This is a genomic window from Stenotrophomonas sp. PvP093 (genome assembly GCF_017876915.1).
GTDB classification, from domain to species: domain Bacteria; phylum Pseudomonadota; class Gammaproteobacteria; order Xanthomonadales; family Xanthomonadaceae; genus Stenotrophomonas; species Stenotrophomonas muris.
The window spans coordinates 3,157,468-3,182,481 of record NZ_JAGIOX010000004.1; the positions used below are offsets into that span (position 1 = coordinate 3,157,468).

A 25,014-nucleotide genomic window follows, 5' to 3' on the forward strand; every position below is an offset into this window, starting at 1 on the left:
CCGGATGCTCAGACGTTCAGCAGCAGGAACTCGCGCTCCCACGAGCTGATGACCCTGAAAAAGGTCTCGTATTCCTTGCGCTTGACCGAGATGTAGGCCCGGCAGAAGCGCTCACCCAGCAGGGCCTGCAGCTCGCTGCACCGCTCCAGCCCGTCCAGCGCCTCGCCCAGCGAGCGCGGCAGGTTGTAGCCCAGTTCCTTGGCGCTGCCGGTCACCGGCGCATCCGGTGCCAGCCGCTCGCGGATGCCCAGCAGGCCGCAGGCCAGGGTCGCGGCCATCGCCAGGTAGGGATTGGCATCGGACCCGGCGAAACGGCTCTCCACGCGCATGTTCTCCGGCGTATCCAGCGGCACGCGCAGGCCGCAGGTGCGGTTGTCGAAGCCCCAGTGGACGTTGCTCGGCGAGACTTCGCCGAACACCAGCCGGCGGTAGGAGTTCACGTTCGGCGCGAAGAACGCCATCGCCTGCGGTGCGTACTTCTGCAGGCCGCCCAGGTAGTGGCCGAACACCGGGCTGAACTCGCCCTCGGCATCGGTCTCGCCAGCGAACACGTTGCTGCCATCGCTCACCCGCACCAGGCTCTGGTGGATGTGCATGGCACTGCCCGGCTCGTTTTCCATCGGCTTGGCCAGGAACGTGGCATACACCCCGTGGCGCATCGCCGCTTCGCGCATGGTGCGCTTGAACAGGAACACCTGGTCGGCCAGGTCCATCGCATCGGCATGGGTGAAGTTGACCTCCAGCTGCGCCGCGCCGGACTCGTGGATCAGCGTGTCCACGTCCAGCTTCATCGCATCGGCGTAGTCGTACATCAGGTCGAGGATCGGGTCGAACTCGTTGACCGCATCGATCGAGTACGACTGCCGCGCGGTCTCCGGGCGCCCGGAGCGGCCGGCCGGTGGCAGCAGCGGGAAGTCCGGGTCGGTGTTCTTCTGCACCAGGAAGAACTCCAGTTCCGGCGCCACCACCGGGCGCAGGCCCAGCTCGGCGTAGGCTGCCAGCACGCGGCGCAGCACGTTGCGCGGCGCCAGTTCGTGCGGCTCACCGCTCTTGGTGTAGCAATCGTGGATGACCTGCGCGGTGGCGTCGGCCGCCCACGGCACCATGCGCACCGTGTCCGGATCGGGGCGCAGCATCATGTCCGAGTCCGACGGCGAGGTCAGCTCGTAATAATCGTCAGGGAACTCGCCGGTGACGGTGGTGGCGAAGATGCCCTCAGGCAGGCGCGTGCCGTAGTCGTGCGAGAACTTGTCGGCGGGAATGATCTTGCCGCGCGCGTTGCCGGTGATGTCCGGCACCAGGCATTCCACCTCGGTGATGCGCCGCTCCTTCAGCCAGCGCAGCAGCGTGCTTTCCTGCGGTGCGGGGGGCGTGGCCGTCTTGCGCGGGCGCGTTCGGGAACTCATCGGGAATCCAGTCGGTTCTGTTGGTGCTGCCGGCAAGCCTGGCCGAACGCACGGAAAATAGCGTGATAGAACGGCGCCTGCATGACACGCCACTCCGGGTGCCACTGTACGCCGAGCACGAAACGATGGTGCAGGCTGCGTGCCGCTTCGACCAGCCCATCGTCGGCCACGGCCTCGACCTGCAGCCCCTGCGCCAGGCGGGCGACACCCTGCCCGTGTACCGAATTGACCTGCGCGCGGCCACTGCCGTGCCACTGCGCCAGCCAGCCATCGGCGGCCAGCGTGACCGCGTGCGCCGGCCCATACTGCACCTCCACCGGCGCCTGCGGTTCTTCGCGATGGTCGGCCAGGCCAGGCACCGCGTGAACCTGCGGATGCAGGCTGCCGCCCAGCGCGACGTTCAACTCCTGGAAGCCGCGGCAGATCGCCAGCACCGGCAGGTCCAGCGCCAGTGCCTCGTGCAGCAACGCAAAGGCATTGGCATCGCGGGCCGGGTCATGTGGATTGCCTGGCCAGCTGCGGCCACCTTCGTAGTGCTGCGGTTCGATATTGCTGACCGCGCCGGTCAGCAGAAGGCCATCGAGCCCCTGCAGCCAGTCGCCGGCCGGCAGCGGTGGCTGCAGGCTCGGCAACACCACCGGGGTCACCTCGGCCGCCTCGGCCAGCGCGCGCACGTACTTCTCGCCGGCCACCGCGAAACGGTGATGGCCGAGCACGGTGCTGTCGGTGGGCAGGCCCACCCAGGGCAGGCGGCGCATGGGAAAACTCCTTGGCGTGCCGACACGTTACCTGCCGTCCGGCGAAGGCGGCAAGTCGGTGCCGTCACACCACAGCCGTCACGCATCGGCGAAACTACCGGGGTGAACGCCGATCGACCTGCCCCGCTCCGCCCTCCCGCCCTGCACCCGCGAGGCCTGCAGTGAGCGCCGCGTTCCCGCCCAGCTGGTACGCCGCCAGCCTGCCCGAACCGCCCGCACTGCCCCCGCTGCAGGGTAATGTGCAGGCCGATGTGGCGGTGCTCGGCGCCGGCTACACCGGCCTGACCGCCGCACTGGAACTGGCCGCCCGTGGCCGGCGCGTGGTAGTGCTGGAAGCGCAGCGGATCGGCTGGGGCGCGTCCGGCCGCAACGGCGGCCAGGCGCTGGTCGGCTACGGCTGCGAGGTGGACGAACTGGAGCGGCAGCTCGGTCGTGACGATGCGCGCCACCTGTTCGACTGGTCACGCGATGCGGTGCAGGCCATGCGCACGCGCATCGATCGCCACGGCATCGACTGCCACTGGGTCGAAGGCCACGCCAGCGTTGCCATACGCGAACGCCATGAGCGCGACCTGCACGCCAACTGCGAGCATCTTCAGCGCCACTACGACTACCCGATGCAGTGGTGGGACCGCAACGCCCTGCGCGCGCAGCTGGACAGCCCGCGCTACCGTGCCGCGATGTTCGATCCGCTCAGCGCGCACCTGCATCCGCTGGCCTATGCGCGTGGCCTGGCCGACGCCGCGCGCGCGGCCGGCGTGGTGATCCACGAGCATTCAGCGGTAACCCGCGTGCAGCGTGGGCCGCGGCCTGTCCTGCACACCGCACTGGGCAGCGTGCACGCTGCACACCTGGTGATTGCCGGCAATGCGTGGCTGCAGGGCCTGCTGCCCGAGCTGGAACGCCGGATCATGCCGGTCGGCACCTATATCGGTGCCAGTGAGCCGATCGGGGCCGAGCGTGCCCGGGCGCTGATCGGCAACAAAATGGCGGTAGCCGACACCGCCTGGGCACTGGACTACTTCCGCCTCAGCCACGACCACCGGCTGCTGTTCGGTGGCCGTGCCAGTTATTCGGCGCTGCCACCGCCCGGTCTGCGCAGGGTGATGCAGCGGCGCATGCACCAGGTGTTCCCGCAGCTGGCCGACGTGGCCCTGGACCAGGTCTGGGGCGGTTATGTGGACATTACCCGCAACCGCGCCCCGCACTGGGGCCGGCTGGACGGCAACCTGTATTTTGCGCAGGGCTTCTCCGGCCATGGGGTGGCCGCCGCCGGGCTGGCCGGCGAGGTCATCGCGGCCGCCATCGCCGGCCAGAGCGAGCGCCTGGACGTGTTCCAGCGCCTGCGGCATGCGCCCTTCCCCGGCGGCCGGCTGCTGCGCACGCCGCTGCTGGTGGCGGCGATGTCCTGGTACAAGCTGCGGGATGCGCTGTGGTGAAGCCGCGTGCCGACCGCAGCCCGCGTACGGCATTTTCAGCGGCGGGCGTGCCCCTTGGTGGCGTGTCCGGAAGTGCGACGGTGTGAAGACCGCACATTCAGACCCGCGTGATGGAATTCTCATTTGACCGAAAGATCAAATCTGCAATTGCATTATCCAATTCATCTCGATACCGTCCCTTGGAACCGGGTCCCGCGGCGAATGGATGCTGACAGGGAACGTACTCGAGGGAGAAGTGCGATTGAACTGGTGGAATGAAGGCCTGCAGCTGAAGTTGCGCATCCATCCGGCAGGCCTGGTCCTGGCGGTGTTCTATGCGGTCGCTTGCTGGGCGACCCGGCAGTTGTCACTGGATCAGTTCTATCTGCCGGCGGGAATACGCGTGGCGGCGGTATTGCTTTGCCCTCCTCGGTTCTGGCCGTACCTGTTGCTCGGCGAATATGCCTATTTCGCACAGATGCGCTACCCGATGATCGAGAAGTACGGGATGGCCTGGGCGGTCCTTGCATCGGCTTCGTTGATGCCCGCAGTGATGCTCATCACCCATGGCTGCCGCAAGGTCCTGGCAAACTCGGTCAACGCGCGCCTGCTGGCGATCGCATTGCTGTCCTCCGTGCTGGTCACGGTCCTGAACGTGAGCCTGTCGCAGTTGCTCTGGCCGACGCCGCCTGCGGATTCCGTGCTCGCGTTCCTGTCCCGCGCCGTACGTTTCAGCGTCGGAGACTTCATCGCCATCCTCACCGTGGCACCACTTGCACTGCTCTGGGCCAGACGCAACGTCGAACAGGGCTGGAAGACCATCTTCACCGGTCCCACTGCCGTCGCACTGTCGGTGATGACGCTGCTTGGCGTAACCGCGACCTTGATTCCCTCCGAGGCCAGCGCGCTGAGGACATCGCTGCAGTTGCTGATGGGCTTGCCGGCCATCGCGCTGACGTGCCTGCATGGCTGGCGTGGCGCGGCCGTCGGCGTGCCGGCGTTGAATCTGATCATCGGCCTGACCACGCCGAAACCCTATGCCGCAGCCTTCGATGCTTCGGCGTTCACGACCCAGCAGATCATGGCCATTACCGGAGTGGCACTGCTGCTGCTCGGTTCCCGCATCAGCCATTATCATCGGCGCTATCAACTCCGTGAGGTCGGCGAGAAGAACGCCATCAACCTCGCGCGCAGTTCACACATGGCCAGTGAATCCGACCTTCGCGAACGTGCCATCCACCTGCGCAAACTGGGCGATGGCATCGATCTTTCGCTGTCGGAAGTCATCAACTGGCTCAACAGCCACGGTCACTCGGCCATCGCCAACAGCCTGACCCACACGGCCAACGTCCATTCCCGGTTGTTCCGCGAGCAGGCCAGCATGGTCTACCCGACCGCGCTTGAGCAGCTGGGACTGTATGTCGCGTTGCAGGCCGGTGGCGTACGCGCAGCGTGGGTCAACACGCACCGTGTGGCCGAGCCCCGCCTGGCCGGTGACCCGTGTCGGCTCAGCCTGGATCTGCAGCTGGCTGCTTACCGGACGCTCATTGACGCCGTGTCCCTGCTACTGAAGAGCGAGCCCGGCCAGGTGATCGTGCGGGCGCGCTGCATTGGCCTGAAGCGCCAGCGCGGGATCGTCATGACGGCCTCGTTGCTGGACCGGCATCGCGCGCTGTCCGACGCCACCACGCGTCTTGTCAGGGACAGACTGGCCGGTCGTACGCTGGCATTCGGAGGTTCGGTGCGTTGCCGCCAGAACCGCATCATCATGGTGCTGGTGGAATCGGCCGCGCCATTGCGACGCGAATCCGCCGAGAGCGCCGTGTCGGGCACCAGCATCGCATCCCACAGCTGGGATGGTCAGCAGGCACAGGCCTGACCCCGGCCTGCCCTGCGTACCGCACGACGTGGTCGCACGCGCCCCTTCCGCAGACAGCCGACCAGCAGGCGACGGCTGTCACCTGCTGATCGTTGGTTACTGCGTTTCGATCGCCCAGAGCACGCGGGAACCCGTGCTGTATCGCACCAGTGCGAAGCCGTTGCCACGATAGATGAGCGAACGGGTCGCCTTGGCCGGTACCGGCAGCGGCTGGCTGGGCAGCGATACCGACACCTGCGTCTCACCGGCCGGCAACGCCCAGAATGTACCGTCGGCATTGCCGATGATCATTTCTACCCGGCCAGCAAGATCGTTGACCTGGTAGTAGGAAATGCCATCACGCTGGAATCCGTAGACCAGCCAGGCAGGATCCTGGCTCAGATTGGTTGCCGCGGGGTATGCCTTGCCCAGGCCCTGCCCACTCATGCTGATGCCGTGATCATCGGATTGGGCCAATGCCGACATCGGCAGACCTGCGGCCACGAACACTCCCAACGCCACTCCAACGTTAACTATTCGCACTGTTGCCTCCTCGGCAAAGAAAATGGTGAGCACGATGAAACTATTCTCCAGTGGTGGCCGGAGGCCGCCCTCGACGCACCCCGCATAACGTCGCTGCATCTGTCGGACGTGCGGCAACCACTATATGTCTACTGACTCCGTTGATACAGAGCGGCACACAATCGCGAAGGATCTGGATAATCGTGTCCGCTGCACGACATTGGCGGTGGGGAACTGGAAACTGCCCGCAACGCGCGATGCGCCCGCACGGATTGCACCGAGCGCCCTCCGTGGCCAGAGCCCGCCTGCTATTGCGGATGGACGTTACCGACAGCGCGTAACTTCACTTGGATCGGTTGAAGCACGCACGTGAACCTACGGGGTCTGTCCGACCGGCGGGCCTCTTGCACGCACATCGGGCGCGCCACGCTAAAGTTGCACCCGAAACTGCCGCTATCCGTGCCGAGCCCCTCCCTCGTGAGCCACCGTATCATGCCCGTCCTGCCGCAGGCCGCCGTCGATGGCGACCTGGCCGATCCGCTGCCGCAGCGGATCCTGCTGGTCGAAAACTCCCGTGCGTTCACCGGCATGCTGCGCGAGGCCATCGAGCAGCGCCTGGAACTGCCGGTGGTGATCGTTTCCACCCTGGCCGAGGCCGACCGCCTGCTCAGTGAAGAGGGCGGCTGGTTCCTGGTACTGACCGGGCTGGTGCTGGCCGACGGCGACCGCGACGCGGTGGTCGAGTTCTTCCTCAGGCGCGGCCTGCCCACCGTGGTGGTCAGCAGCGTCTACGACGAGGACCTGCGCAAGCGCGTACTGCAGCAGCAGATCATCGACTACGTGCTGAAGAACACGCCGGGCAGCATCGACTACCTGGTGTGGCTGGTGCAGCGCCTGGAGCGCAACCGGCGCATTGCGGCGCTGGTGGTGGACGATTCGCCTTCGGCCCGCGGCTATGCCGCCGCCCTGCTGCGCATGTATGGCCATGAGGTGCACGAAGCAGCCGATGGCAATGAGGGGCTGGCAGCGATCGAAGCGCATCCTGCGATCCGCCTCGCCGTGGTCGACCAGGAAATGCCGGGCATGCAGGGCGTGGAGTTCACCCGTCGCCTGCGCACCCTGCGCTCGCGCGACAAGGTGGCGGTGATCGGCATTTCCGGCAATACCGATGCCTCGCTGATTCCGCGCTTCCTGAAGAACGGCGCCAACGACTTCCTGCGCAAGCCGTTCTCGCGCGAGGAGTTCTTCTGCCGGGTCTCGCAGAACGTGGATCAGCTGGAGCTGATCGGCACCCTGCAGGACCTGGCCACCCGCGACTTCCTCACCGGCCTGCCGAACCGCCGCTGCTTCCTGGAACAGAGCCAGCGCCAGCTGCCGCAGCTGCAGCTGCATGGACAGTGCGTGGCGGTGGCAATGATCGACATCGACCACTTCAAGCACATCAACGACACCTACGGTCACGAAGCCGGCGATGACGCGCTGCGCGCGGTGGCCGGAGCGGTGGCCGCGCATGCCCGCAGCCACGACCTGACCGCCCGCTTCGGCGGCGAGGAGTTCTGCCTGCTGGTGCCGGACATGGAGCAGGACGAGGCCCTGCTGTACTTCGAGGAACTGCGCCAGCGCATCGCCGCGCTGGAAGTGGACATCGGCACGGCCAGCCTGCGCATGACGGTGAGCATCGGCCTGTGCTGCCTGCGCCCGCAGCGCGATGCACTGCACCGGCTGATCTCCGAAGCCGACCGCCAGCTGTACCTGGCCAAGGCCGGTGGCCGCAACCGGGTCAGCTGCACCACGGTGGCCAGCCCGCTGCGCCCGCGCGAGCCCGCGCTGACCTGACCGGGCAGCCTTGATCCAGATCAATGCCGCGCCGCCGCGGCAGCTCTACAGTCAGCCCCGACATACGCATGAAGGGGAGCCGGGGATGGCACTACTGGTCTGGCAGGACGATCTGAACATCGGCATCGATGTGATCGACCAACAACACCGCCGCATCATCGAGATGCTCAACCACCTGCACGTGGCCCAGGCCAGCATGCAGCGTGCGGCAGTGGGCGAAGTGATCGACGAAGTGGTGGACTACACCATGTCGCACTTCGCGTTCGAGGAAGAACTGATGGAGGAAGCGGGCTATCCGTTCTGTGCCGCGCACAAGCGCGTGCACGAGGTCTTCATCAAGCGGGTATCGGAGTACCGCATGCGCTTCCAGGCCGGCGAGGACATCAGCGACGAGCTGCGCACCATGCTCTCGCGCTGGCTGTTCAACCACATCCGTGGCGACGACCAGGCGTATGCCGAACAGGTCAAGGCACACCTGAACCAGTTCGCCCGCGAACACCAGGGCGGTGGCTGGCTGGGGCGCACGCTCAAGCGCTTCTTTGGCTGAGCCGCAGCGCGCGCCGGTGCAGGGCCACCAGCGCGCACAGCGTGGCCACCGCGGTGAGGCACAGGTAGTAGCCGACCGCGACCAGGCCGAAGCGTTCCGCCAGCCAGGTGGCCAGGTACGGCGCCGGCGCCGCACCCAGAATGCCGGCCAGGTTGAATGACAGCGAGGCGCCGGTGTAGCGCACTTCCACCGGGTAGATCTCGGCCAGGAAGGTGCCGCAGGGGCCGTAGGTCAGCCCCATCAGGAACAGGCCCAGGCACAGGAACGCCGTGACCAGCCAGGGACTGCGCGGCTGGAACAGCGGAGCGAACAGCACGCCGAAGCCGATGATCAGCACGCTGGCCACGATCATCGTGCGACGCGTGCCCCAGCGGTCGCCATAGCGCGCCGACAACGGGATGCCCAGCGCGAAGAACAGCATGCCGGCCATCTGCATCAGCAGGAACTGCTCGCGGCTGTAGCCCAGCACGGCGGTGCCATGGCCGAGGCTGAACACGGTCATCAGGTAGAACAGCACGAAGGTGGCGAACGCCCCCAGCGTGCCCAGCAGCATCGCCACCGGATGGTCACGCAGCACCGTCCACATCGGCAGCCGCACCGGCGCCTTGCGCTCCAGTGCCTGCTTGAAGTCGGGCGTCTCATGGATGTTCAGGCGCACCCACAGGCCCAGGCCGACCAGCAGCGCGCTGGCCACGAACGGAATACGCCAGCCCCACTGCAGGAAGTCGTCCTGGCTCAGGCAGCGGCCGAGCGCCAGGAAAATGCCCGCCGACAACAGGAAACCGATCGGCGCGCCCAGCTGCGGGAACATGCCGTACCAGGCGCGCTTGCCCGGCGGCGCGTTCTCGGTGGCCAGCAGCACCGCCCCACCCCACTCGCCGCCCAGCCCCAGGCCCTGGCCGAAGCGGCACAGCGCCAGCAGCGCGGGCGCCCACAGGCCAATCTGCGCGTGGGTCGGCAGCAGACCGATCAGCACCGTGGACAGGCCCATGGTCAGCAACGCGGCGACCAGGGTGGCCTTGCGGCCGATGCGGTCGCCGAAATGGCCGAACACCGCCGAGCCGACCGGCCGTGCGATGAACGCCACCGCGAAGGTCGCCAGTGACTGCAACAGCGCCGCCTGTTCGCTGCTGTCCGGGAAGAACAGGTGCGGGAACACCAGCACTGCGGCCGTGGCGTAGATGTAGAAATCGAAGAATTCGATGGTGGTGCCGATCAGGCTGGCCAACAGGACGCGGCGGGGAGAGTTCACGGGCGGTGCGGCAGCGGTGATCGTCGACATCGGCAACACGGGTAACGGCGGATCGCCCGATTCTGCCACGGGCCGGTGGCCGCACGGGACGATGGTTTCAGCCGACACCGATGCCAACGAGGGTGGCAGGCGCCATTGTTCTGCAGGTTCTCGCCCCTGCTCGACCACATTCCACGAAATGCAGCCGGGCATCGGCTCGGCTCCACAGGTGGGCGCAAGTCCCGACGCCGTTACAGCTGGATCCAGGTGGCCTTGATCTCGCTGTACTTGTCGAACGCATGCAGCGATTTGTCGCGCCCATTGCCGGACTGCTTGTAGCCACCGAACGGGGCGGTCATGTCACCGCCATCCCAGCCGTTCACCCAGACGCTGCCGGCGCGCAGCTGGCGTGTGACGCGGTGGGCGCGGCCCAGATCGCGCGTCCACAGGCCGGCGGCGAGGCCGTAGCGGCTGTCATTGGCCAGGCGCACCGCTTCGGCTTCGTCGTCAAATCCGAGCACCGCCAGCACCGGCCCGAATACTTCCTCGCGCGCCAATGCCTGGTCGGGGCTCACCTGATCGAACACCGTGGGCTGCACATAACAACCGCCCGCCTCGACATCGGCGCGATGACCGCCCAGCAGCAGGCGGGCGCCCTCGCTTTCGGCACGCACGATATCCCCCATCACCTTGTCCAGATGCGCGGCATCCACCAGCGCGCCCATCGGTGCGTCGGCGTCAAGCGGGTGGCGCGGCTGCATGTGCTGGCCGTAGGCAACCACCTGGTGCACGAAATCCTCGCGGATCGAGCGCTGCACCAGCAGCCGTGACCCGGCAGTACAGACCTCGCCCTGGTTGAAGAAGATGCCCCGTGCCACCGCCTTCGCAGCGGCATCCAGATCGGGGGCATCGGCAAGCACCATGTGCGGGCTCTTGCCACCACACTCCAGCCAGACCCGCTTGAGGTTGGACCGCCCTGAATACTGCAGCAGCCGCGCGCCGGTGGCCGTGGAGCCGGTGAACGCCAGCACGTCCACATCCATGTGCAGGGCCAACGGCTCACCGACGCGCGCACCGTGGCCCGGCAGCACGTTCAGCACGCCCTCCGGCAGGCCCGCTTCGGCGGCCAGCGCCGCCAGCCGCAACGCACTCAGGGGCGAGCGCTCGGAAGGCTTGAGCACCACCGAGTTGCCCATGGCCAATGCAGGCGCGATCTTCCAGCACGCCATCAGCAACGGGAAATTCCACGGCACGATCGCCGCCACCACGCCGGCGGGCTCGCGCGTGACCAGGCCCAGCTCATGCGGGCCGGTGGGCGCGACCTCACCGTACAGCTTGTCCACCGCTTCGGCCGTCCAGCGCAGGCAGCGCACCACGCCGGGCAGGTCGATACAACGCGCATCACGCACCGGCTTGCCCATGTCCAGGGTTTCCAGCAGGGCCAGCTCATCCGCGTGTTTTTCCACCAACGCCGCCAACGCCAGCAGCACGCGCTTGCGATGGGCCGGGCTGGCCTGTGACCAGTGGCCCGCATCGAAGGCACGCCGCGCCGCGCCCACTGCGCGCTCCACGTCCTGTGCATCGCAGTCGGCGACCACCCCCAGCACGCGACCATCAATCGGGCTGATGCAGTCGAAGCGCGCGCCGCTGGCAGCGTCGGTGTAACGACCCTCGATAAAGGCCTGTCCGGGTATCGAAAGCTGCTGGGCCAGCGCCTGCCAGTGGCTGCGGTCGGGAAAGTCGGCCATGTCGGGCTCCTCGGAACAGTTTCCCCGGTTATACCGGCGCGGCCGCGACTCCACCGTGACGTGGCTGCGCTACATTTCCCCCATCGGACCCGATGGAGCTGGCATGAAGCGTTCCGCGAGCGACCTGCACGATCTGGCCACCCGACGCCCGGAGTCATTGGAGGCGTACTGGATGCCGTTCACCGCCAACCGCCAGTTCAAGGCCGCGCCGCGTGTGCTGGTGCGTGCCGAGGGCATGCACTACGAGGATGTCGACGGCCGCCAGATCCTCGATGGCACCGCCGGCCTCTGGTGCTGCAACGCGGGCCATGCACGGCCGCGCATCGTCGAGGCCATCGTCGAGCAGGCGCGCACGCTCGACTATTCGCCGGCCTTCCAGATGGGCTCGCCGCCGGCCTTCGCCCTGGCGCAGCGGCTGGCCGCCTTGGCGCCGGGCCCGCTCAACCATGTGTTCTTCACCAGCTCCGGTTCCGAGGCGGTGGATACCGCGATGAAGATCGTGCTGGCCTACCACCGCCAGCGCGGCGAGGGCCAGCGCACCCGCTTCATCAGCCGCTAGAAGGCCTACCACGGGGTGGGTTTCGGCGGCATGGCGCTGGGCGGGCTGCCCAACAACCGCAAGCCGTTCGGCCTGCAGCTGGGCGGCGTCGACTACCTGCGCCACACCCTGGACCTGCCGCGCAATGCGTTCAGCAGGGGCCTGCCGCGCCAGGGCGCGGAGCTGGCCGATGACCTGGAACGGCTGATCGCGCTGCATGATGCCTCGACGATTGCCGCCGTATTCGTTGAACCCATTGCCGGCTCAGCCGGGGTGATCCTGCCCGCACCGGGTTACCTGCAGCGCCTGCGCGAACTGTGCGACCAGCACGGCATCCTGCTGGTGTTCGACGAGGTCATCACCGGTTTCGGCCGGGTTGGGATGCCCTTCGCCGCGCAGCGCTTCGGGGTCACCCCGGACCTGCTGACCTTCGCCAAGGCGGTCAGCAACGGCGCGGTACCGCTGGGTGGCGTGCTGGCCAGCGACGCCGTGCATGCAACCCTGATGCAGGCACCGCCACAGGCCATCGAGCTTTTCCATGGCTATACCTGTTCGGGGCACCCGCTGGCCTGCGCCGCGGCGCTGGCGACGCTGGAGGTCTATGCCGAGGAGCGTCTGTTCGAGCGCGCCATCGAGCTGGGCGAGTACTGGCAGGAACGACTGCATGCGCTGCAGGGCCTGCCCAACGTGATCGACATCCGCAACTTCGGCCTGGTCGGCGCGGTTGAGCTGGCGCCTCGCCGCGATGCGCCGGGCAGCCGGGGCTACGAGGTCTACCGGCGCTGCTTCCACGACGGCCGACTGCTGGTGCGCTGCACCGGCGACATCATCGCGCTGTCGCCGCCGCTGATCGTGGACAAGGCGCAGATCGACCAGATCACCGGCACCCTGGGCGAGATGATCCGGGCCACCGCCTGAGCCGGGCCGATGGTGGCGAGCGGGTACAATGGGCGGTTCCGCTCCTGCTCGCTGCCGTGCCCATGGATATCGTCGTCAAAGAAGAACTCAAGGCCTACATCGACCCGCTGACCGCGGACGAACATGACGCGCTGGAGCGCAGCATCCTGGCCGAAGGCTGCCGCGATGCGCTGGTGCTGTGGGGGAATGTACTGGTCGATGGCCATAACCGTTTCGGCATCTGCCAGAAGCATGGCCTGCCCTTCAATACCGTGCAGAACACCCGCTTCCAGAGCATGGAAGACGTGCACCTGTGGATGATCGAACAGCATCTGGGCCGCCGCAGCGTGTCCGACTTCCAGCGCGGCGTGCTGGCGCTGCGCAAGCGCGACATCCTGGCCGCCCGCAAGCAGGTCGAGCAGGCGCAGCTGCAGCGCGAGAGCGATGGCACCGCCGACGTCGCCGATGAGACCGGTGAAGACAGTCCGCCGTGGGAACCGGCACCGAAGATCAGCCGCGCCGAGCTGGCGCGCGAAGCCAAGCTGAGCACCAGCCAGGTCGGCATGATCGAGCGCATCCACGCCCAGGCCGCCGCCGAGGTGGTGGAAGCGGTCAAGGCCGGCGTGATCTCGATCAGCGCCGCCGCCGCCGTGGCCGACCTGCCGGAAGAAGAGCAGCGCGCCGCCGCCGCCGGTGGCAAGGACGAGCTGAAGCAGGCCGCCAAGCGCGTGCGCGAGTCCAAGCGCAAGCCGCGCGCACCGAAGCCGGAAGCGGCCGAGATGGACTTCGAGGAACCGGACGAGGAGCAGATCGCCAGCCGCGACGCCGAGGTGCTGTCGGCGCTGGAACAACTGGGCGAGGATGCCCCGGCACTGCGCCGCCGCGTCGTCGCGCTGACCCGCGAGAACGACACCCTGCGCGCGCAGCTGGCTGCGTTGCGCAAGCAACTGGAAGCGCTCTGAACCAGCGGGTAGTGCCGGCCGCTGGCCGGCAACCCCATGAACGTTCCGCGTGCGTAGCGGATGCCGGCCAGCGGCCGGCACTACCAGATGCTCATGCCGTGCCGGTTAGACTTCCGGCATGACGCCTGCCCACGATCCGCGCCGCGCTCAGCTGCGACGCCTGAAAGCCCTCGCACTGGGCCTGCTGCTGTTGATGCTGGCCGGTTTCGCGGTCAGCCACTGGCAGGGCGAACGCGGCATCTGGGCCTGGGTCTCGGCGTTCTGCGAGGCCGCAGCCGTGGGCGCACTGGCCGACTGGTTCGCCGTCGTCGCGCTGTTCCGGCGCCCGATGGGCCTGCCGATTCCGCACACTGCGATCATCCCGCGCAGCAAGGAACGCATCGGCGACAGCCTCGCCCTGTTCGTGCGTGACCAGTTCCTGGAACCGCAGGTGCTGCTGGCCAAGCTGCAGGTGTTCGATCCGGCCAGCCGCCTCGGCAGTTGGCTGGCCGACCCGGCGCGCTCGCGGATGCTGGCCGACATGGCACGCGGCTGGGCCCTGCAGGCACTGGACTTCTTCGACGAGACAGCGGTGCGCCGGCAGCTGCATGCGTTCGTGGTGCAGCAGCTGCGGCAGTGGAATGCCGCCGCCACCGCCGGTGAGCTGCTTGCCCTGCTGACCGCCGACGGGCGCCACCAGCGCGTGCTGGACGAGGGCCTGCAGCGGCTCGGCCGCTGGCTGGAACAGCCAGAAGTGAAGGAACGCGCCTCGCAGCTGATCGTGCGCTACATCCAGCGCGAATGGCCGACGCTGTCGAGCACGGTGAACTGGGTGAAGCCGATCGATGAGATCGGCGACAGCCTGGCCGAGCGCCTGGCGCGGGCGGTGCTGGAAGAACTGCAGCAGGTATTGGCCGAGCCGCAGCATCCGCTGCGCCAGGACTACGAGACCTGGCTGCAGAACTACGTGCAGCGCCTGCGCGAGGACCCGGCCCTGGCCGAGCGCATCGAACAGCTCAAGCGGGAAATGATCGACCACCCCGCCCTGCAGGACTACGTGCAGGGGCTGTGGGCGCGCATCCACGCCAGCCTGCGCGACGACCTGCAGCGCGAGGACTCGGCGCTGGTCGGACACCTGCAGCGCAGCCTCGCCTCGCTGGGCGCCAGCCTGCAGGCCGACCCGGCCCTGCGCGAGGCCCTCAACCAGCACCTGCTGGAAGGTGCGCAACGCCTGACCGGCCGCCTGCGCGAGGGTGTGACCACGCATATCGCGCAGACCGTGAAGGGCTGGGACGAGCGCCATCTGGTCGAACAGCTGGAACTGAGCGTGGGCCGCGACCTGCAGTTCATCCGCTTCAACGGCACGCTGGTGGGTGGGCTGATCGGCCTGTTGCTGCATGCGGCGACAGTGGTGTTCAGGTTCTAGGCCTCGGTGCGCCCCCGGATCATCATGCTTGATTCATAAAATGCGAATGCCTATCATTTACTGATCGGTTGTACGCTTAGCCAAGCGGCGCGGAAGACGCGCCCATCGCCCGTGTACATCCCCGACCTCTGGATTGCCCGCCTGCGCGGGCAGTGCTTCGTCGATGGGACACGCTGGGCGACATGCGCAGGGCGCAAGGGGGCCGCGGACGCGTTCCATCCCCTCCCCTACCTGCAGGAACGCCGTGGACCGCTCGCCCGCAACCGCCAGCCCCCGCACCTTCTTCTCCAATCCACGCTGGGGCGTGCTGTCACGCTCGCTGGCCGCGATCTTCGGCGGCTACGCGCTGGCTTCGGCCACCAGCGTGTTCTGCGCGGTGGCGCTGCCCGGTGCGCGCGGCCAGGCCGTGCTGACCGGCATGCTGCTGGCCATCCTGGTGGCCGCCTGCGCAGCGCTGTGGGCGTTCGCGACCCGCAGCGCGCTGCGCGCCTGGGTCGGCATTCTCGCTCCCACCCTGCTGATGGTGGCCATTGCGCGCCTGATGGGAGCCTGGGCATGAAGAACGGGTTCCGCCAATCGATGGCCTGGCTGCACACCTGGACCGGCCTGCTGGTCGGCTGGTTGCTGCTGCTGATCTTCATGGCCGGCACCGCCAGCTACTACCGCGAGGAAATCAGCCGCTGGATGCGACCGGAACTTCCGTCCAGCCAGGTCAGCATCGATGTCGCCGCGCAGCGCGCCGTGGATTACCTGCAGGCCAATGCGGCGCAGGCCGGGAACTGGTTCGTCACCCTGCCGCAGCCGCGCAACCCGGCCATGCAGATGTTCTGGCGGTTGCCACCGGAGCTGGCCGATCCCAGTCGCGGCCGTCGCGGTGGCTTCGGCGAAGCCACGCTGGACCCGAATACCGGCCAGGCACTGAAGGCACGCGAAACGCGGGGCGGTGATTTCTTCTACCGCCTGCATTTCGACCTGCACTACATCCCGGTGCTGTGGGCGCGCTACCTGGTCGGCTTCTGCGCGATGTTCATGCTGGTGGCGATCATCACCGGCGTCATCACCCACAAGAAAATCTTCAAGGACTTCTTCACGTTCCGCAAGGACAAGGGCCTGCGTTCCTGGCTCGATTTCCACAACGTCAGCGCGGTGATGGCCCTGCCCTACCACGCGATGATCACCTACACCGGCATCGTCACCCTGATGGTCATGTACCTGCCGTGGGGGGTGAAAGTCGCCTACCCGCAGGACGAAGACAAGTTCTTCAGCGAAGCCTTCGGCGGCATGCCGGAGGTGACCGCGCCGGCCGAAGGACGCGCCACGCCGCTGCCGATCGCGCAGCTGCTGGACAGCGCACGTGCGCACTGGCACGGCGTGGAAGTGGCCGGCTTCACCGTGTCCAACCCGGGGGCGGCCAATGCGGTGATCGACATCCGCCAACGCGACGGCAAGCGCCTGTCCACCGATACTCCCGCCGTTCGCTACGACATGGTCAACGGCGCGCTGCTGGAAGAGACGCCGCCGTCCGGCGGCGCCACCGCCACCCGTGGCGTGCTGTACGGCCTGCACCTGGCGCGCTTCGCCGATTGGGGCCTGCGTGCACTGTTCTTCCTGTCCGGCCTGGTCGGCTGCCTGATGGTGGCCAGCGGCGTGGTGCTGTGGGCGGTGAAGGAACGGCCCAGGCATGCCAAGAGCGGCCGCACCGGCTTCGGCCTGCGCCTGGTCGATGCGCTGAACATCGGCACCGTGGCCGGCCTGCCGATCGCTTTCGCGGCCTACTTCTGGGGCAACCGCCTGCTGCCGCTGGACATCGCCGGGCGCGCGAGTGCGGAGGCCAACGTGTTCTTCTACGCCTGGGGCGGCGCGCTGCTGGCCGCCTTCATCTGGCCGAAGCGGATGATGTGGGCGTGGCAGCTGTACCTGGGTGCGGCTGCGTTCGCGCTGGTACCGGTGGTCAACGCGCTGACCACGCACGCGCATCTTGGCATCACACTGCGCAGCGGTGACTGGGTACTGGCTGGCGTCGATCTGTCGATGATCGCGTTCGGTGCGATGCTGGCGCTGTGCGGCTGGCGCATGCAGCGCTGGACGCCACCGCTGAGCGCGGCCGAGAAGAAGAAGCGCGCCGCCGCCGCAGCAGCACCCAGGGCCCCGGTGGACGCTGCGGAAACCGCCGAAGCGGAGGCCAGCGCATGATGCTGCTGGCACTGGCCCTGTCGTTCTCCGCGTTCACCGCGTTGTCGCTGGCGATGGAAAAGCACCAGCACGACCTGCACGGCAGGGCCGCAGCCACGCCCGCACGGCGCACCCAGTGGCGCGTGCTGGGCTGGGCCCTGCTGACGGTGGCGTTCGCGCTGTGCGTGATCGACCACGGCTGGGCGATGGGCCCGGTGCTGTGGCTGGGCACGATGACACTGGGCGGCGTGGCGCTGTCGTTCGGGCTGTACCCGTACCGGCCGAACTGGATCGCGCCGCTGGCGATCGTGCTGCCGGTGCTGGGGCTGGTGGTGGCGGTGCTGTAGCCGGGCCACCGGGGTCGGATCCCTTTCGCGAAGCGCAAGGGCTCTGACCCCTGGTGCGTAGATCCGGATGGGGTCAGAGCCCCTGCGCTTCGCGCAGGGGATCCGACCCCGGGCGTCGCATCACCCCAACCGCTTCAGTTCCCACGCGCGGTGGATGCGCGCGTTGCGTTCGAAATCCGGGCCGAGGGTGCGTGCGGTGATCTCGCGGCACTGGGCGAATTCGGCGATCGCATTTTCTTCCAGCTTGAAGCGGCGGAAGTTGTTGGAGAAGTACAGCACGCCACCCGGTGCCAGCCGCGCCACGGCCGCCCGCAGCAGCTTCACCTGTTCGCGCTGCACGTCGAAATCGTCGGCGCGCGCGGAGTTGGAGAAGGTCGGCGGGTCACAGAAGATCACGTCGTACTGGCCACGGTCGCCCTCCAGCCACGCCATCGCGTCGGCCTGCACCAGCAGGTGCTGGTTGCCGCCCTGCCCGTTCAACGCCAGGTTGTCGTAGCACCACTGCAGGTAGGTCGCCGACAGATCGACGCTGGTGGTGCTGGCGGCACCGGCCACCGCCGCCTGCACGCTGGCCACGCCGGTGTAGCAGAACAGGTTGAGGAAGCGCTTGCCACGTACCTGCTCGGCCATCATCCGGCGCAGCGGGCGGTGGTCGAGGAACAGGCCGGTGTCCAGGTAGTCGAACAGATTCACCTGCAGCAGTGCATGGTTCTCGCGCACCACGATGAATTCGTCACGCTGCTCGAAGCGGCCGTACTTGCTGCCGCCCTTGCCGCGCTCGCGCGACTTCATCGAGACCTGCTCGGGCGGCACGCCGAACACTTCGCGCGCAGCGGCCAGCAGCTCGTTGCGGCGGCGGCGCACGTCGTTCTCGGGAATGGCAGCCGGTGCGGCGTATTCCTGCACGTGCAGGAAGGTACGGCGCTTGCCGCCGTCTTCCTCGTAGACGTCGATGGCGGCCGCGTACTCCGGCAGGTCGGCGTCATAGGCGCGGAAGCAGGTGATGTCTTCGCGGGCACGCCAGCTCTTGAACTTCTTCAGGTTCTTGCGCAGGCGGTTGGCCACCATCTGCGCGCCTTCGCTCAGCTCGCGCGGCTGTGCCGGATCACGGCCCGGCACGGCGATCGGGTCGCAGACGATCAGCGCACATTCCAGCGCACCATTGAACATCTGGTACTTCTTGCCGGCGCGCAGGCCGGTGGCGAAGGCCAGTTCGTCGTTGCCGCACAGCAGGCTGGCGCGCCACTGCGGCACCGCCTTCTGCAGGGCCTTGCCCAGCGCGCGGTACAGCGCCGGATCGGCGGCCAGGCGTTCGTCGTACGGCGGGTTGCAGACCACCGCGCCGATCTCCTGTTCCGGCGCGGCCAGGTCGGCCACATCGGCGCGGGTGAAGCGGATCGCGTGGGCGACGCCCGCGACCTCGGCGTTCTCGCGTGCCGCCTGGATCGCGGTCGGATCGATGTCGCTGCCGTGGATGACTGGCTTCAGCGCGGCCAGGCCGGCCGCTTCGCGCTCACGTGCTTCGCTCTGGATGGACTTCCAGGCGGCCTTGTCGAAGCCCAGCCAGCGGCTCGGCGGCAGGCTGCCATGCCGCATCAGGCCGGGAGCGACGTCGGCGGCCATCAGCGCACCTTCGATCAGCAGGGTACCGCTGCCGCACATCGGATCCAGCAGGCCACCACCGGCAGCGTGCAGGCGCGGCCATTGCGCGCGCAGCAGCAGCGCGGCGGCCAGGTTTTCCTTCAGCGGTGCCTCGTGGGCAGCACCACGCCAGCCACGGCGATGCAGCGGGCCGCCGCCGAGATCGATCGACAACGAGGCACGGCCCTTGCGCAGCGACAGGTTGACGCGCACGTCGGGCAGATCGGTGTTGACCGAGGGGCGTTCCAGGCCTTCATCGCGCATGCGGTCGACGATGGCGTCCTTGATCCGCTGCGCGGCGAAGCGGGCGTGGGTGATCTTGTCGCCGGACACGTGCGCGTCCACCGCCAGGGTCATCTCCGGCGTGATGTGCTCGTGCCACGGCAGCGCACGCACGCCGTCATACAGGGCCTGCTCATCCGGGCACTCGAACTCGTCGATGGGCCACAGCACGCGGCTGGCCAGGCGCGACCACATCACGATCCGCAGCGCCTGCGCCAGTTCGCCCTCGGCGTTGACGCCGGCAATGGTGGCAGTGGCCTTGCCAAGGCCCAGGGCCGACAGTTCATCGGCAAGCAGGTATTCCAGGCCCTTGGCGCAGGAGACGAAGAATTTCACGGGATCGGTTCGCAGGTGGTCGGGCGCGGCACAGGGGCCGGGCCGGTCGGAAAGGAGGGCCGTAGGCACGGCCGGCAGGCCCGCGCCGGGGGCGGCGGGGCTGCCATTGTAGTCAATGCGGGCGGGCGCGCCGTGCGCCCGGGCTTCACAGTTGCCGCAGCAAGCGCTCGAAGGCCTGCGCGGACGCCTCCACGTGGCGCTCGAGGCGGTGGCCGTCGTCGACCAGCAGCAGCTGCGCCGAGCGCGCCTGCGCCCACGCGATCACTCCCGCTGCTGGCACCACGTCGTCATGCCAGGCCTGGACCACGGTGGTCGGCACGGCGGCGGCATCCAGCGCCGGCATCGGGCCCATCGTGGTCGGCGGCACCATCAGGAACAGGCCGGCCACCGGTACCTGCAACGAGGCGATGGCGGAAATGTAGGCGCCCAGGCTGGAGCCGGCCAGCACCACCGGCCCTTGCCGGGCCGCGATGGCGGCGCGCTCGACCAGGCGGCGCAGGCGGGTCGGCACGTCGCCTACCCGGCTGACCTCGCTCATCGCGTCCAGGTCGGTGTAGTCCGGGCGCTCATGGGTCCAGCCCAGGCGCTGGGCCACGTCGGCCAGCGCGGTGACCTTGGTCGCTTCCGGGCCGCTCTCGAAGCCATGCGACAGGATGCAGTGGCCGCGGCTCATGCACGTGCTCCGTGCGAGCGGGCCAACGAGGAAAGAGAAGGCAGGTTCATGCCGCAATGCTAGCATCGCCGGATGCCCAACCCGCTCCTGCCCGGCCTGCAGCTGCAGCCCCTGCCCTACCACGACCGACTGCCGCTGCGCGACCCGGCCACGCTGGAGATGGTGGTGATCCACTGCACCGAGCTGCCCGATCTGGCGACGGCCCGCGAGTACGGCGAGCGCGTGCTGTACGACAGCGGCGCCGGCAACAGCGGGCACTTCTACATCGACCGCGATGGCAGCGTGGTGCAGTACGTGGCACCGGAACGCGTGGCCCATCACGTGCGCGGCATGAACGCGCATACGCTGGGCATCGAGCTGGTCAATACCGGGCGCTATCCGGACTGGTTCGACAGCCGCCACCAGGCGATGGACGAGGCGTACACCGAGGCACAGCTGCAGGCGCTGGAACAGCTGCTGCTGGCGCTGGTGGCGCACTACCCGTCGCTGCGACGGATTGCCGGGCATGACCAGCTGGACCTGGAACGGGTGCCGGCCAGCGACGATGCGACGTTGACGGTGGCGCGCAAGCGCGATCCGGGGCCGCTGTTCCCGTGGGCGCGGGTGCTGGCGAAGGTGCCGTTGCAGCCGGTTGGGTAAGCGGCAGGGCTGCGCCCTGCACCCGCAGAGGCAACGGCAACGTCAACGTCAACGTCAAACGCTGGCATTCCGTGGGATGGCGGGGTGGGTCCGGTTGCGGACACCCCCGCAACCGGCCCCACCCCGCCTTCGACAGTTCTCCGCGATCCTTCGAATCGACACGGGGTCGGATCCCGTTGCTACGCAACGGGCTCTGACCCGATTTTCGGTTGATGGGGTCAGAACCATTCTCCGTTGGAAAACGGATCCGACCCCGCGCGGCTCAGGCGCCGGTCGCCACCGGGCGGCTGCTGTCGCTGACCCACCCGCTCCAGGAGTCGGCGTAGATGCGCGCGCCGGACAGGCCCGCCGTTTCCATCGCCAGCAGCAGATGGCAGGCGGTCACGCCGGAGCCGCACATCAGCACCACCTGCTGCGGATCGCGGTTGCCGATCACGCCCTGCAGTTCGGCGCGCAGCGCCTGTGGGTCGCGCAGGTGGCCATCGAGTACGTTCAAGGCGAACGGGCGGTTGACCGCGCCCGGCACGTGGCCGGCGACCGGGTCCAGCGGCTCGACGTCACCGCGGAAGCGCTCACCCGCGCGCGCGTCGACCAACCAGCCCGGCGCGTGCTTCAGCCGTGCGCTGATTTCATCGGCGTTGGCGATCTGGGTGGTGTCGAAACGGCCCGGGTAGGCAGGTAACGCCGTCACTTCAGTCGGCCCGCTCGCCAGCGCGTGACCGGCGGCCTGCCAGGCGGCAATACCGCCGTCGAGCACGGCCACCCGGGTGTGCCCGATCAGCCGCAGCAGCCACCACAGGCGCGAGGCGGCCATGCTGCCGTCGCTGCCGTCGTAGACCACCACCTGGGTTTCGGGACCGATGCCCCACGTGCCGAGCTTCGCGGCGAACGCATCGCTGTCCGGCAGCGGGTGCCGGCCGTGGCCGCTTCGGGTCAGATCCGACAGATCACGGTTGAGATCGGCATGCACCGCAGTCGGTATGTGCCCTGCCAGATACTGGCCGCCCGCCGCCTGCGGATCGGCCAGCGAAGCACGCGCATCGACCACGCGCACGGCGGTGCTGGCGGTGGCACGCGCGTCGACGACGCGCACGCCTGCGCCGAGCGCAGCGGCAAGGGTGGTGACATCGACCAGGGTCGTCCACGGCGGATCGATCGGCTTCATTTCACTTGCTCCAGGCGACGACGCAGGTTGTAGAGAATGGCGGCGGTCGCGCCCCAGATGCGCTGCCCCGGCCAGCCATACTCCAGGACGTGGCGGACCCGGCCGCGATGCGTGATTTCGACCTGGCGCAGGCTGTCGGGCGCCATCAGATAATCCAGCGGCACCTCGAACACTTCGGCCACTTCGCTGGGCTGCGGCACCGGCACGAAATCCGGATCCACCACCGCCACCACCGGCGTGACCCGGTAGCCGGTGATGGTGACGAAGGGATCGAGATACCCCAGCGCCTGCACCTGGCCGGGCGCCAATGCGATTTCTTCCTGGCTCTCGCGCAGCGCGGCCGCCAATGCGTCACGGTCATCGGGCTCGGTGCGGCCGCCGGGGAATCCGACCTGGCCCCCGTGCGTGCGCAGGGTTTCGGTGCGGCGGGTCAGGATCACCTGTGCGCCGTTGGCGCGCGGGACGATGCCGGCCAGCACCGCAGCCTCCACCGGAGGCCCGGGCGGCAGCAGGTCGATCAGCTCACTGCGGTTCCAGCCGTCGCCGGCCGGCGGTTGGGCCAAGGGGTGCAGCGCGCGCATCAGTCGCTCGTGGTCGGCCAGCGAGCCACGCAGCGATTGCTGCAGTTGTTCGCGCAGGGGCTGCACGCGGTGCAGGATGCGGCTGCGTTCCTCGTTGCTCATCGACGACCACCGCGCGATCTCATCGATATGCCGCGCGCAGCCGGTGCATTGCCGGTGCGGATCCAGCGTGCACACTCCGATGCAGGGACTTGCGACAACACGCGCCGTTTCTTCCATTGTTTGCACCCGGCAACAGTAGCGCGATCGGGCTGAATTTGCGCGGGTGGCCCGGCCCAACGGTAGAGTCGACTGTCAGTCGACGCTCGCGCGCAGCGCGGGCGTTTCACCGCCAGGGGCTGCACAAACAGAAGCGCGCCGGTGGGATCACCGGCGCGTTTCGTTTGCTGTTTCGATTTACTTGACGCTGACCAGCTTGATCTCGAACTGCACAGCCACGTTCGGCGGGAACGGGGTGCGCGGGTCGGCACCGTAGGCCTGGTCCGGCGGCAGGGTGACTTCCCACTTCGAGCCGGCCGGCATCTGCAGCAGGGTCTCGCGCATGGCCTTCATTTCAACTTCGCTGACCTTGATCGACGGGATCTGCTGGGCCGGGCGGGCTTCGGTCGGGCGCTGGCCGTACGGGAACGGACCGGCCACTTCCAGCTGCACGGTGCTGGCCTGGGTCGGCTTGGCGCCCTTGCCGGCTTCGATCACGCGGTACTGGACGCCGCTCGGCAGGGACTGCACGCCGGCCTTGGCCTTGTTCGCCGCGATGAACTGATCGCTCTTGGTCTTGTTTTCGGCAGCCGCCTTTTCGTACTCGGCCTTGGCAGCCTGGGCACGGCCCTGCTCGCGCTTCTGGAACGCTTCAACGGCCGGCTTCAGCTGCTCGGCGGTGATCGCCGGCTGCTTCTTGGCGTAGGCATCCTGCAGGCCCTTCACCACCGAGTTGATGTCCAGCTGCTCACCGCGACCGGTCAGCTCCGCCAGGTTGTTGCCGTAGTCGTAACCGAAGTAATAACTCAGCTTGCCCTTCTCGGACGCGATGTCCTGGGCGAAGGCATTGCCCGTCAGGGCCAGGGCCGCGACGGCGACCGCGATAGAACGCAACTTCATCAAACAGTTCTCCAGGGGTGGTAACTCAGGGACGTTCTTCGCCGCCCTGAGGCGACGGGTTAGGATAACGGGCACAACGTGTAACCGCTACTCACGATGCAGGCTATGACCCGTCTGCGTTTGCAGAGTTCAATATCACTTTTTTTTAACGTTCCAGGAGTTTCCCCGTGGCCGATGCCCTGATCGCTGTTGCCGACGAAGGCGCCATCCGCACCGTGACCGTCCAGCGCCCGGACAAGCTCAATGCCCTGAACGCCGCGACCCTGCAGGCGCTGGCCGATGCCTTCAGGGACGCCGCTGCCGATCCGGAGGTGCGCGTGGTTGTGTTGACCGGGGCGGGCCCGAAGGCCTTCGTGGCCGGTGCCGACATCGCGGAAATGAACACCCTCAGCGCCGTTCAGGGACGTGATTTCTCGCTGCTGGGCCAGGCCCTGATGCGCCAGATCGAACGCATGCCCAAGCCGGTCATCGCACGCGTGAACGGATTCGCGCTGGGCGGCGGGCTTGAGCTGGCGATGGCGTGCCACCTGCGCATCGCCGCCGATACCGCCAAGGTCGGCCAACCGGAAATCAATCTCGGCCTGATTCCCGGCTTCGGCGGCAGCCAGCGCCTGCTGCGCCTGTGTGGCCGCGCCGCCACCCTGGAGCTGTGCCTGCTGGGGGCGCCGATCAACGCCGCGCGTGCGCTGGAGCTGGGCATCGTCAACGAAGTCGTGCCGGCCGACGCGCTGGACAACCGTGTACAGGACGTCGCCCGCCAGCTGGCACGCTCAGCGCCGCTGGCCCTGCGTGGCCTGCTCGACGCGGTGCACGTGGGCGGCGAGTGCAGCCTGGAGGCCGGGCTGGAATACGAAAGTGCGCAGTTCGGCCTGCTGTTCGCCACCGAGGACATGCGTGAAGGCACCAGTGCCTTCCTGCAGCGCCGCCCGCCGGCCTTCCAGAACCGCTGACGCC

Annotated in this window: 21 protein-coding genes and 1 pseudogene; 12 read left to right on the forward strand and 10 right to left on the reverse strand. The window is 68.0% G+C overall.

Annotation, left to right across the window (positions count from 1 at the left end):
- Positions 1–8: 8 nt before the first annotated feature.
- Together J3A72_RS17315 and J3A72_RS17320 are read right to left on the reverse strand one after the other, a co-directional pair.
- Positions 9–1,406, reverse strand: coding sequence for a glutamine synthetase family protein (locus J3A72_RS17315; RefSeq protein WP_032960938.1), 1,398 nt, complete (start codon positions 1,404–1,406; stop codon positions 9–11).
- Positions 1,403–2,164: a gamma-glutamyl-gamma-aminobutyrate hydrolase family protein gene (locus J3A72_RS17320; RefSeq protein ID WP_014646563.1), complete on the reverse strand. Its 762-nt coding sequence runs from the start codon at positions 2,162–2,164 to the stop codon at positions 1,403–1,405. Before J3A72_RS17320 ends, J3A72_RS17315 begins: the two co-directional genes overlap by 4 nt.
- A gap of 161 nt (positions 2,165–2,325) precedes the next feature.
- On the opposite strand from J3A72_RS17320, the gene J3A72_RS17325 reads away from it, so the two are divergent.
- A complete protein-coding gene (locus J3A72_RS17325; protein ID WP_075075685.1) occupies positions 2,326–3,603 on the forward strand; it encodes an FAD-binding oxidoreductase in 1,278 nt (425 codons plus the stop codon).
- A gap of 235 nt (positions 3,604–3,838) precedes the next feature.
- Entirely contained in the window at positions 3,839–5,461 is a 1,623-nt protein-coding gene (locus tag J3A72_RS17330; protein ID WP_080469261.1) for an MASE1 domain-containing protein, read from the forward strand.
- A gap of 96 nt (positions 5,462–5,557) precedes the next feature.
- Here J3A72_RS17330 and J3A72_RS17335 read toward each other — a convergent pair whose 3' ends face one another.
- Positions 5,558–6,016 (reverse strand): hypothetical protein, encoded by a 459-nt coding sequence (locus J3A72_RS17335; RefSeq protein WP_230374530.1) that lies wholly within the window; start codon positions 6,014–6,016, stop codon positions 5,558–5,560.
- 438 nt (positions 6,017–6,454) lie between these two features.
- Here J3A72_RS17335 and J3A72_RS17340 point away from each other — a divergent pair, with 438 nt between their 5' ends.
- Entirely contained in the window at positions 6,455–7,798 is a 1,344-nt protein-coding gene (locus J3A72_RS17340; protein ID WP_075075683.1) for a diguanylate cyclase, read from the forward strand.
- Between the two features lie 85 nt (positions 7,799–7,883).
- On the forward strand, positions 7,884–8,345 hold the full coding sequence (locus J3A72_RS17345) for a bacteriohemerythrin (RefSeq protein WP_004151683.1): 462 nt from the start codon (positions 7,884–7,886) through the stop codon (positions 8,343–8,345).
- Here the strand turns inward: J3A72_RS17345 and J3A72_RS17350 are convergent.
- The gene (locus tag J3A72_RS17350; protein WP_075075682.1) at positions 8,326–9,627 is read right to left on the reverse strand and encodes an MFS transporter; all 1,302 of its coding nucleotides are present in this window, start codon (positions 9,625–9,627) and stop codon (positions 8,326–8,328) included. The two genes, J3A72_RS17345 and J3A72_RS17350, sit on opposite strands and share 20 nt — an antisense overlap.
- Positions 9,628–9,827: 200 nt before the next feature.
- The gene (locus tag J3A72_RS17355) at positions 9,828–11,324 is read right to left on the reverse strand and encodes an aldehyde dehydrogenase (RefSeq protein ID WP_075075681.1); all 1,497 of its coding nucleotides are present in this window, start codon (positions 11,322–11,324) and stop codon (positions 9,828–9,830) included.
- Between the two features lie 103 nt (positions 11,325–11,427).
- Between J3A72_RS17355 and J3A72_RS17360 the strand changes: the two are divergent.
- From J3A72_RS17360 to J3A72_RS17385, 6 genes and pseudogenes are all read left to right on the forward strand, one after another.
- Positions 11,428–12,780: pseudogene (locus tag J3A72_RS17360) on the forward strand (aspartate aminotransferase family protein).
- Between the two features lie 62 nt (positions 12,781–12,842).
- A complete protein-coding gene (locus J3A72_RS17365; protein ID WP_014646555.1) occupies positions 12,843–13,721 on the forward strand; it encodes a hypothetical protein in 879 nt (292 codons plus the stop codon).
- Positions 13,722–13,839: 118 nt separating this feature from the next.
- A complete protein-coding gene (locus J3A72_RS17370) occupies positions 13,840–15,126 on the forward strand; it encodes a DUF445 family protein (RefSeq protein WP_046429775.1) in 1,287 nt (428 codons plus the stop codon).
- Positions 15,127–15,370: 244 nt separating this feature from the next.
- Positions 15,371–15,685, forward strand: coding sequence for a DUF3649 domain-containing protein (locus J3A72_RS17375; protein WP_049442217.1), 315 nt, complete (start codon positions 15,371–15,373; stop codon positions 15,683–15,685).
- Positions 15,682–17,319, forward strand: a complete 1,638-nt coding sequence (locus J3A72_RS17380) for a PepSY-associated TM helix domain-containing protein (RefSeq protein WP_069117322.1) — start codon at positions 15,682–15,684, stop codon at positions 17,317–17,319. Before J3A72_RS17375 ends, J3A72_RS17380 begins: the two co-directional genes overlap by 4 nt.
- Positions 17,316–17,645, forward strand: a complete 330-nt coding sequence (locus J3A72_RS17385; RefSeq protein ID WP_075075680.1) for a DUF3325 domain-containing protein — start codon at positions 17,316–17,318, stop codon at positions 17,643–17,645. The genes J3A72_RS17380 and J3A72_RS17385 overlap by 4 nt, the downstream gene beginning before the upstream one ends.
- Positions 17,646–17,765: 120 nt before the next feature.
- Here J3A72_RS17385 and rlmKL read toward each other — a convergent pair whose 3' ends face one another.
- Positions 17,766–19,904, reverse strand: coding sequence for a bifunctional 23S rRNA (guanine(2069)-N(7))-methyltransferase RlmK/23S rRNA (guanine(2445)-N(2))-methyltransferase RlmL (gene rlmKL, locus J3A72_RS17390; protein WP_075075679.1), 2,139 nt, complete (start codon positions 19,902–19,904; stop codon positions 17,766–17,768).
- A 145-nt stretch (positions 19,905–20,049) separates the two neighbouring features.
- Positions 20,050–20,577, reverse strand: a complete 528-nt coding sequence (locus J3A72_RS17395) for an alpha/beta hydrolase (RefSeq protein ID WP_032961606.1) — start codon at positions 20,575–20,577, stop codon at positions 20,050–20,052.
- Positions 20,578–20,649: 72 nt separating this feature from the next.
- Between J3A72_RS17395 and J3A72_RS17400 the strand changes: the two genes are divergently transcribed.
- Complete coding sequence (locus tag J3A72_RS17400) at positions 20,650–21,216, forward strand: N-acetylmuramoyl-L-alanine amidase (RefSeq protein ID WP_032961607.1); 567 nt, start codon at positions 20,650–20,652, stop codon at positions 21,214–21,216.
- 262 nt (positions 21,217–21,478) lie between these two features.
- Here J3A72_RS17400 and J3A72_RS17405 read toward each other — a convergent pair whose 3' ends face one another.
- The 3 genes from J3A72_RS17405 to J3A72_RS17415 form a co-directional block, all read right to left on the reverse strand.
- A complete protein-coding gene (locus J3A72_RS17405; protein WP_046429767.1) occupies positions 21,479–22,381 on the reverse strand; it encodes a sulfurtransferase in 903 nt (300 codons plus the stop codon).
- The gene (locus J3A72_RS17410) at positions 22,378–23,181 is read right to left on the reverse strand and encodes a CoA pyrophosphatase (RefSeq protein WP_041863217.1); all 804 of its coding nucleotides are present in this window, start codon (positions 23,179–23,181) and stop codon (positions 22,378–22,380) included. The genes J3A72_RS17405 and J3A72_RS17410 overlap by 4 nt, the downstream gene beginning before the upstream one ends.
- Before the next feature lie 177 nt (positions 23,182–23,358).
- Positions 23,359–24,060: an FKBP-type peptidyl-prolyl cis-trans isomerase N-terminal domain-containing protein gene (locus tag J3A72_RS17415; protein WP_014646545.1), complete on the reverse strand. Its 702-nt coding sequence runs from the start codon at positions 24,058–24,060 to the stop codon at positions 23,359–23,361.
- A gap of 167 nt (positions 24,061–24,227) precedes the next feature.
- Here J3A72_RS17415 and J3A72_RS17420 point away from each other — a divergent pair, with 167 nt between their 5' ends.
- Positions 24,228–25,010 carry an enoyl-CoA hydratase-related protein gene (locus J3A72_RS17420; RefSeq protein ID WP_049407492.1) on the forward strand — a complete coding sequence of 261 codons (783 nt, stop codon included), beginning with the start codon at positions 24,228–24,230 and terminating at the stop codon, positions 25,008–25,010.
- The last annotated feature ends 4 nt before the right edge of the window (positions 25,011–25,014 follow it).

Bases quoted from the DNA above. Each gene is read 5' to 3' on its own strand.
- J3A72_RS17315 (WP_032960938.1), bottom strand. From the start codon at position 1,406: ATGAGTTCCCGAACGCGCCCGCGCAAGACGGCCACGCCCCCCGCACCG.
- J3A72_RS17320 (WP_014646563.1), bottom strand. From the start codon at position 2,164: ATGCGCCGCCTGCCCTGGGTGGGCCTGCCCACCGACAGCACCGTGCTC.
- J3A72_RS17340 (WP_075075683.1), top strand. From the start codon at position 6,455: ATGCCCGTCCTGCCGCAGGCCGCCGTCGATGGCGACCTGGCCGATCCG.
- J3A72_RS17345 (WP_004151683.1), top strand. From the start codon at position 7,884: ATGGCACTACTGGTCTGGCAGGACGATCTGAACATCGGCATCGATGTG.
- J3A72_RS17350 (WP_075075682.1), bottom strand. From the start codon at position 9,627: ATGTCGACGATCACCGCTGCCGCACCGCCCGTGAACTCTCCCCGCCGC.
- J3A72_RS17355 (WP_075075681.1), bottom strand. From the start codon at position 11,324: ATGGCCGACTTTCCCGACCGCAGCCACTGGCAGGCGCTGGCCCAGCAG.
- J3A72_RS17365 (WP_014646555.1), top strand. From the start codon at position 12,843: ATGGATATCGTCGTCAAAGAAGAACTCAAGGCCTACATCGACCCGCTG.
- J3A72_RS17370 (WP_046429775.1), top strand. From the start codon at position 13,840: ATGACGCCTGCCCACGATCCGCGCCGCGCTCAGCTGCGACGCCTGAAA.
- J3A72_RS17380 (WP_069117322.1), top strand. From the start codon at position 15,682: ATGAAGAACGGGTTCCGCCAATCGATGGCCTGGCTGCACACCTGGACC.
- J3A72_RS17385 (WP_075075680.1), top strand. From the start codon at position 17,316: ATGATGCTGCTGGCACTGGCCCTGTCGTTCTCCGCGTTCACCGCGTTG.
- J3A72_RS17395 (WP_032961606.1), bottom strand. From the start codon at position 20,577: ATGAGCCGCGGCCACTGCATCCTGTCGCATGGCTTCGAGAGCGGCCCG.
- J3A72_RS17400 (WP_032961607.1), top strand. From the start codon at position 20,650: ATGCCCAACCCGCTCCTGCCCGGCCTGCAGCTGCAGCCCCTGCCCTAC.
- J3A72_RS17405 (WP_046429767.1), bottom strand. From the start codon at position 22,381: ATGAAGCCGATCGATCCGCCGTGGACGACCCTGGTCGATGTCACCACC.
- J3A72_RS17410 (WP_041863217.1), bottom strand. From the start codon at position 23,181: ATGGAAGAAACGGCGCGTGTTGTCGCAAGTCCCTGCATCGGAGTGTGC.
- J3A72_RS17415 (WP_014646545.1), bottom strand. From the start codon at position 24,060: ATGAAGTTGCGTTCTATCGCGGTCGCCGTCGCGGCCCTGGCCCTGACG.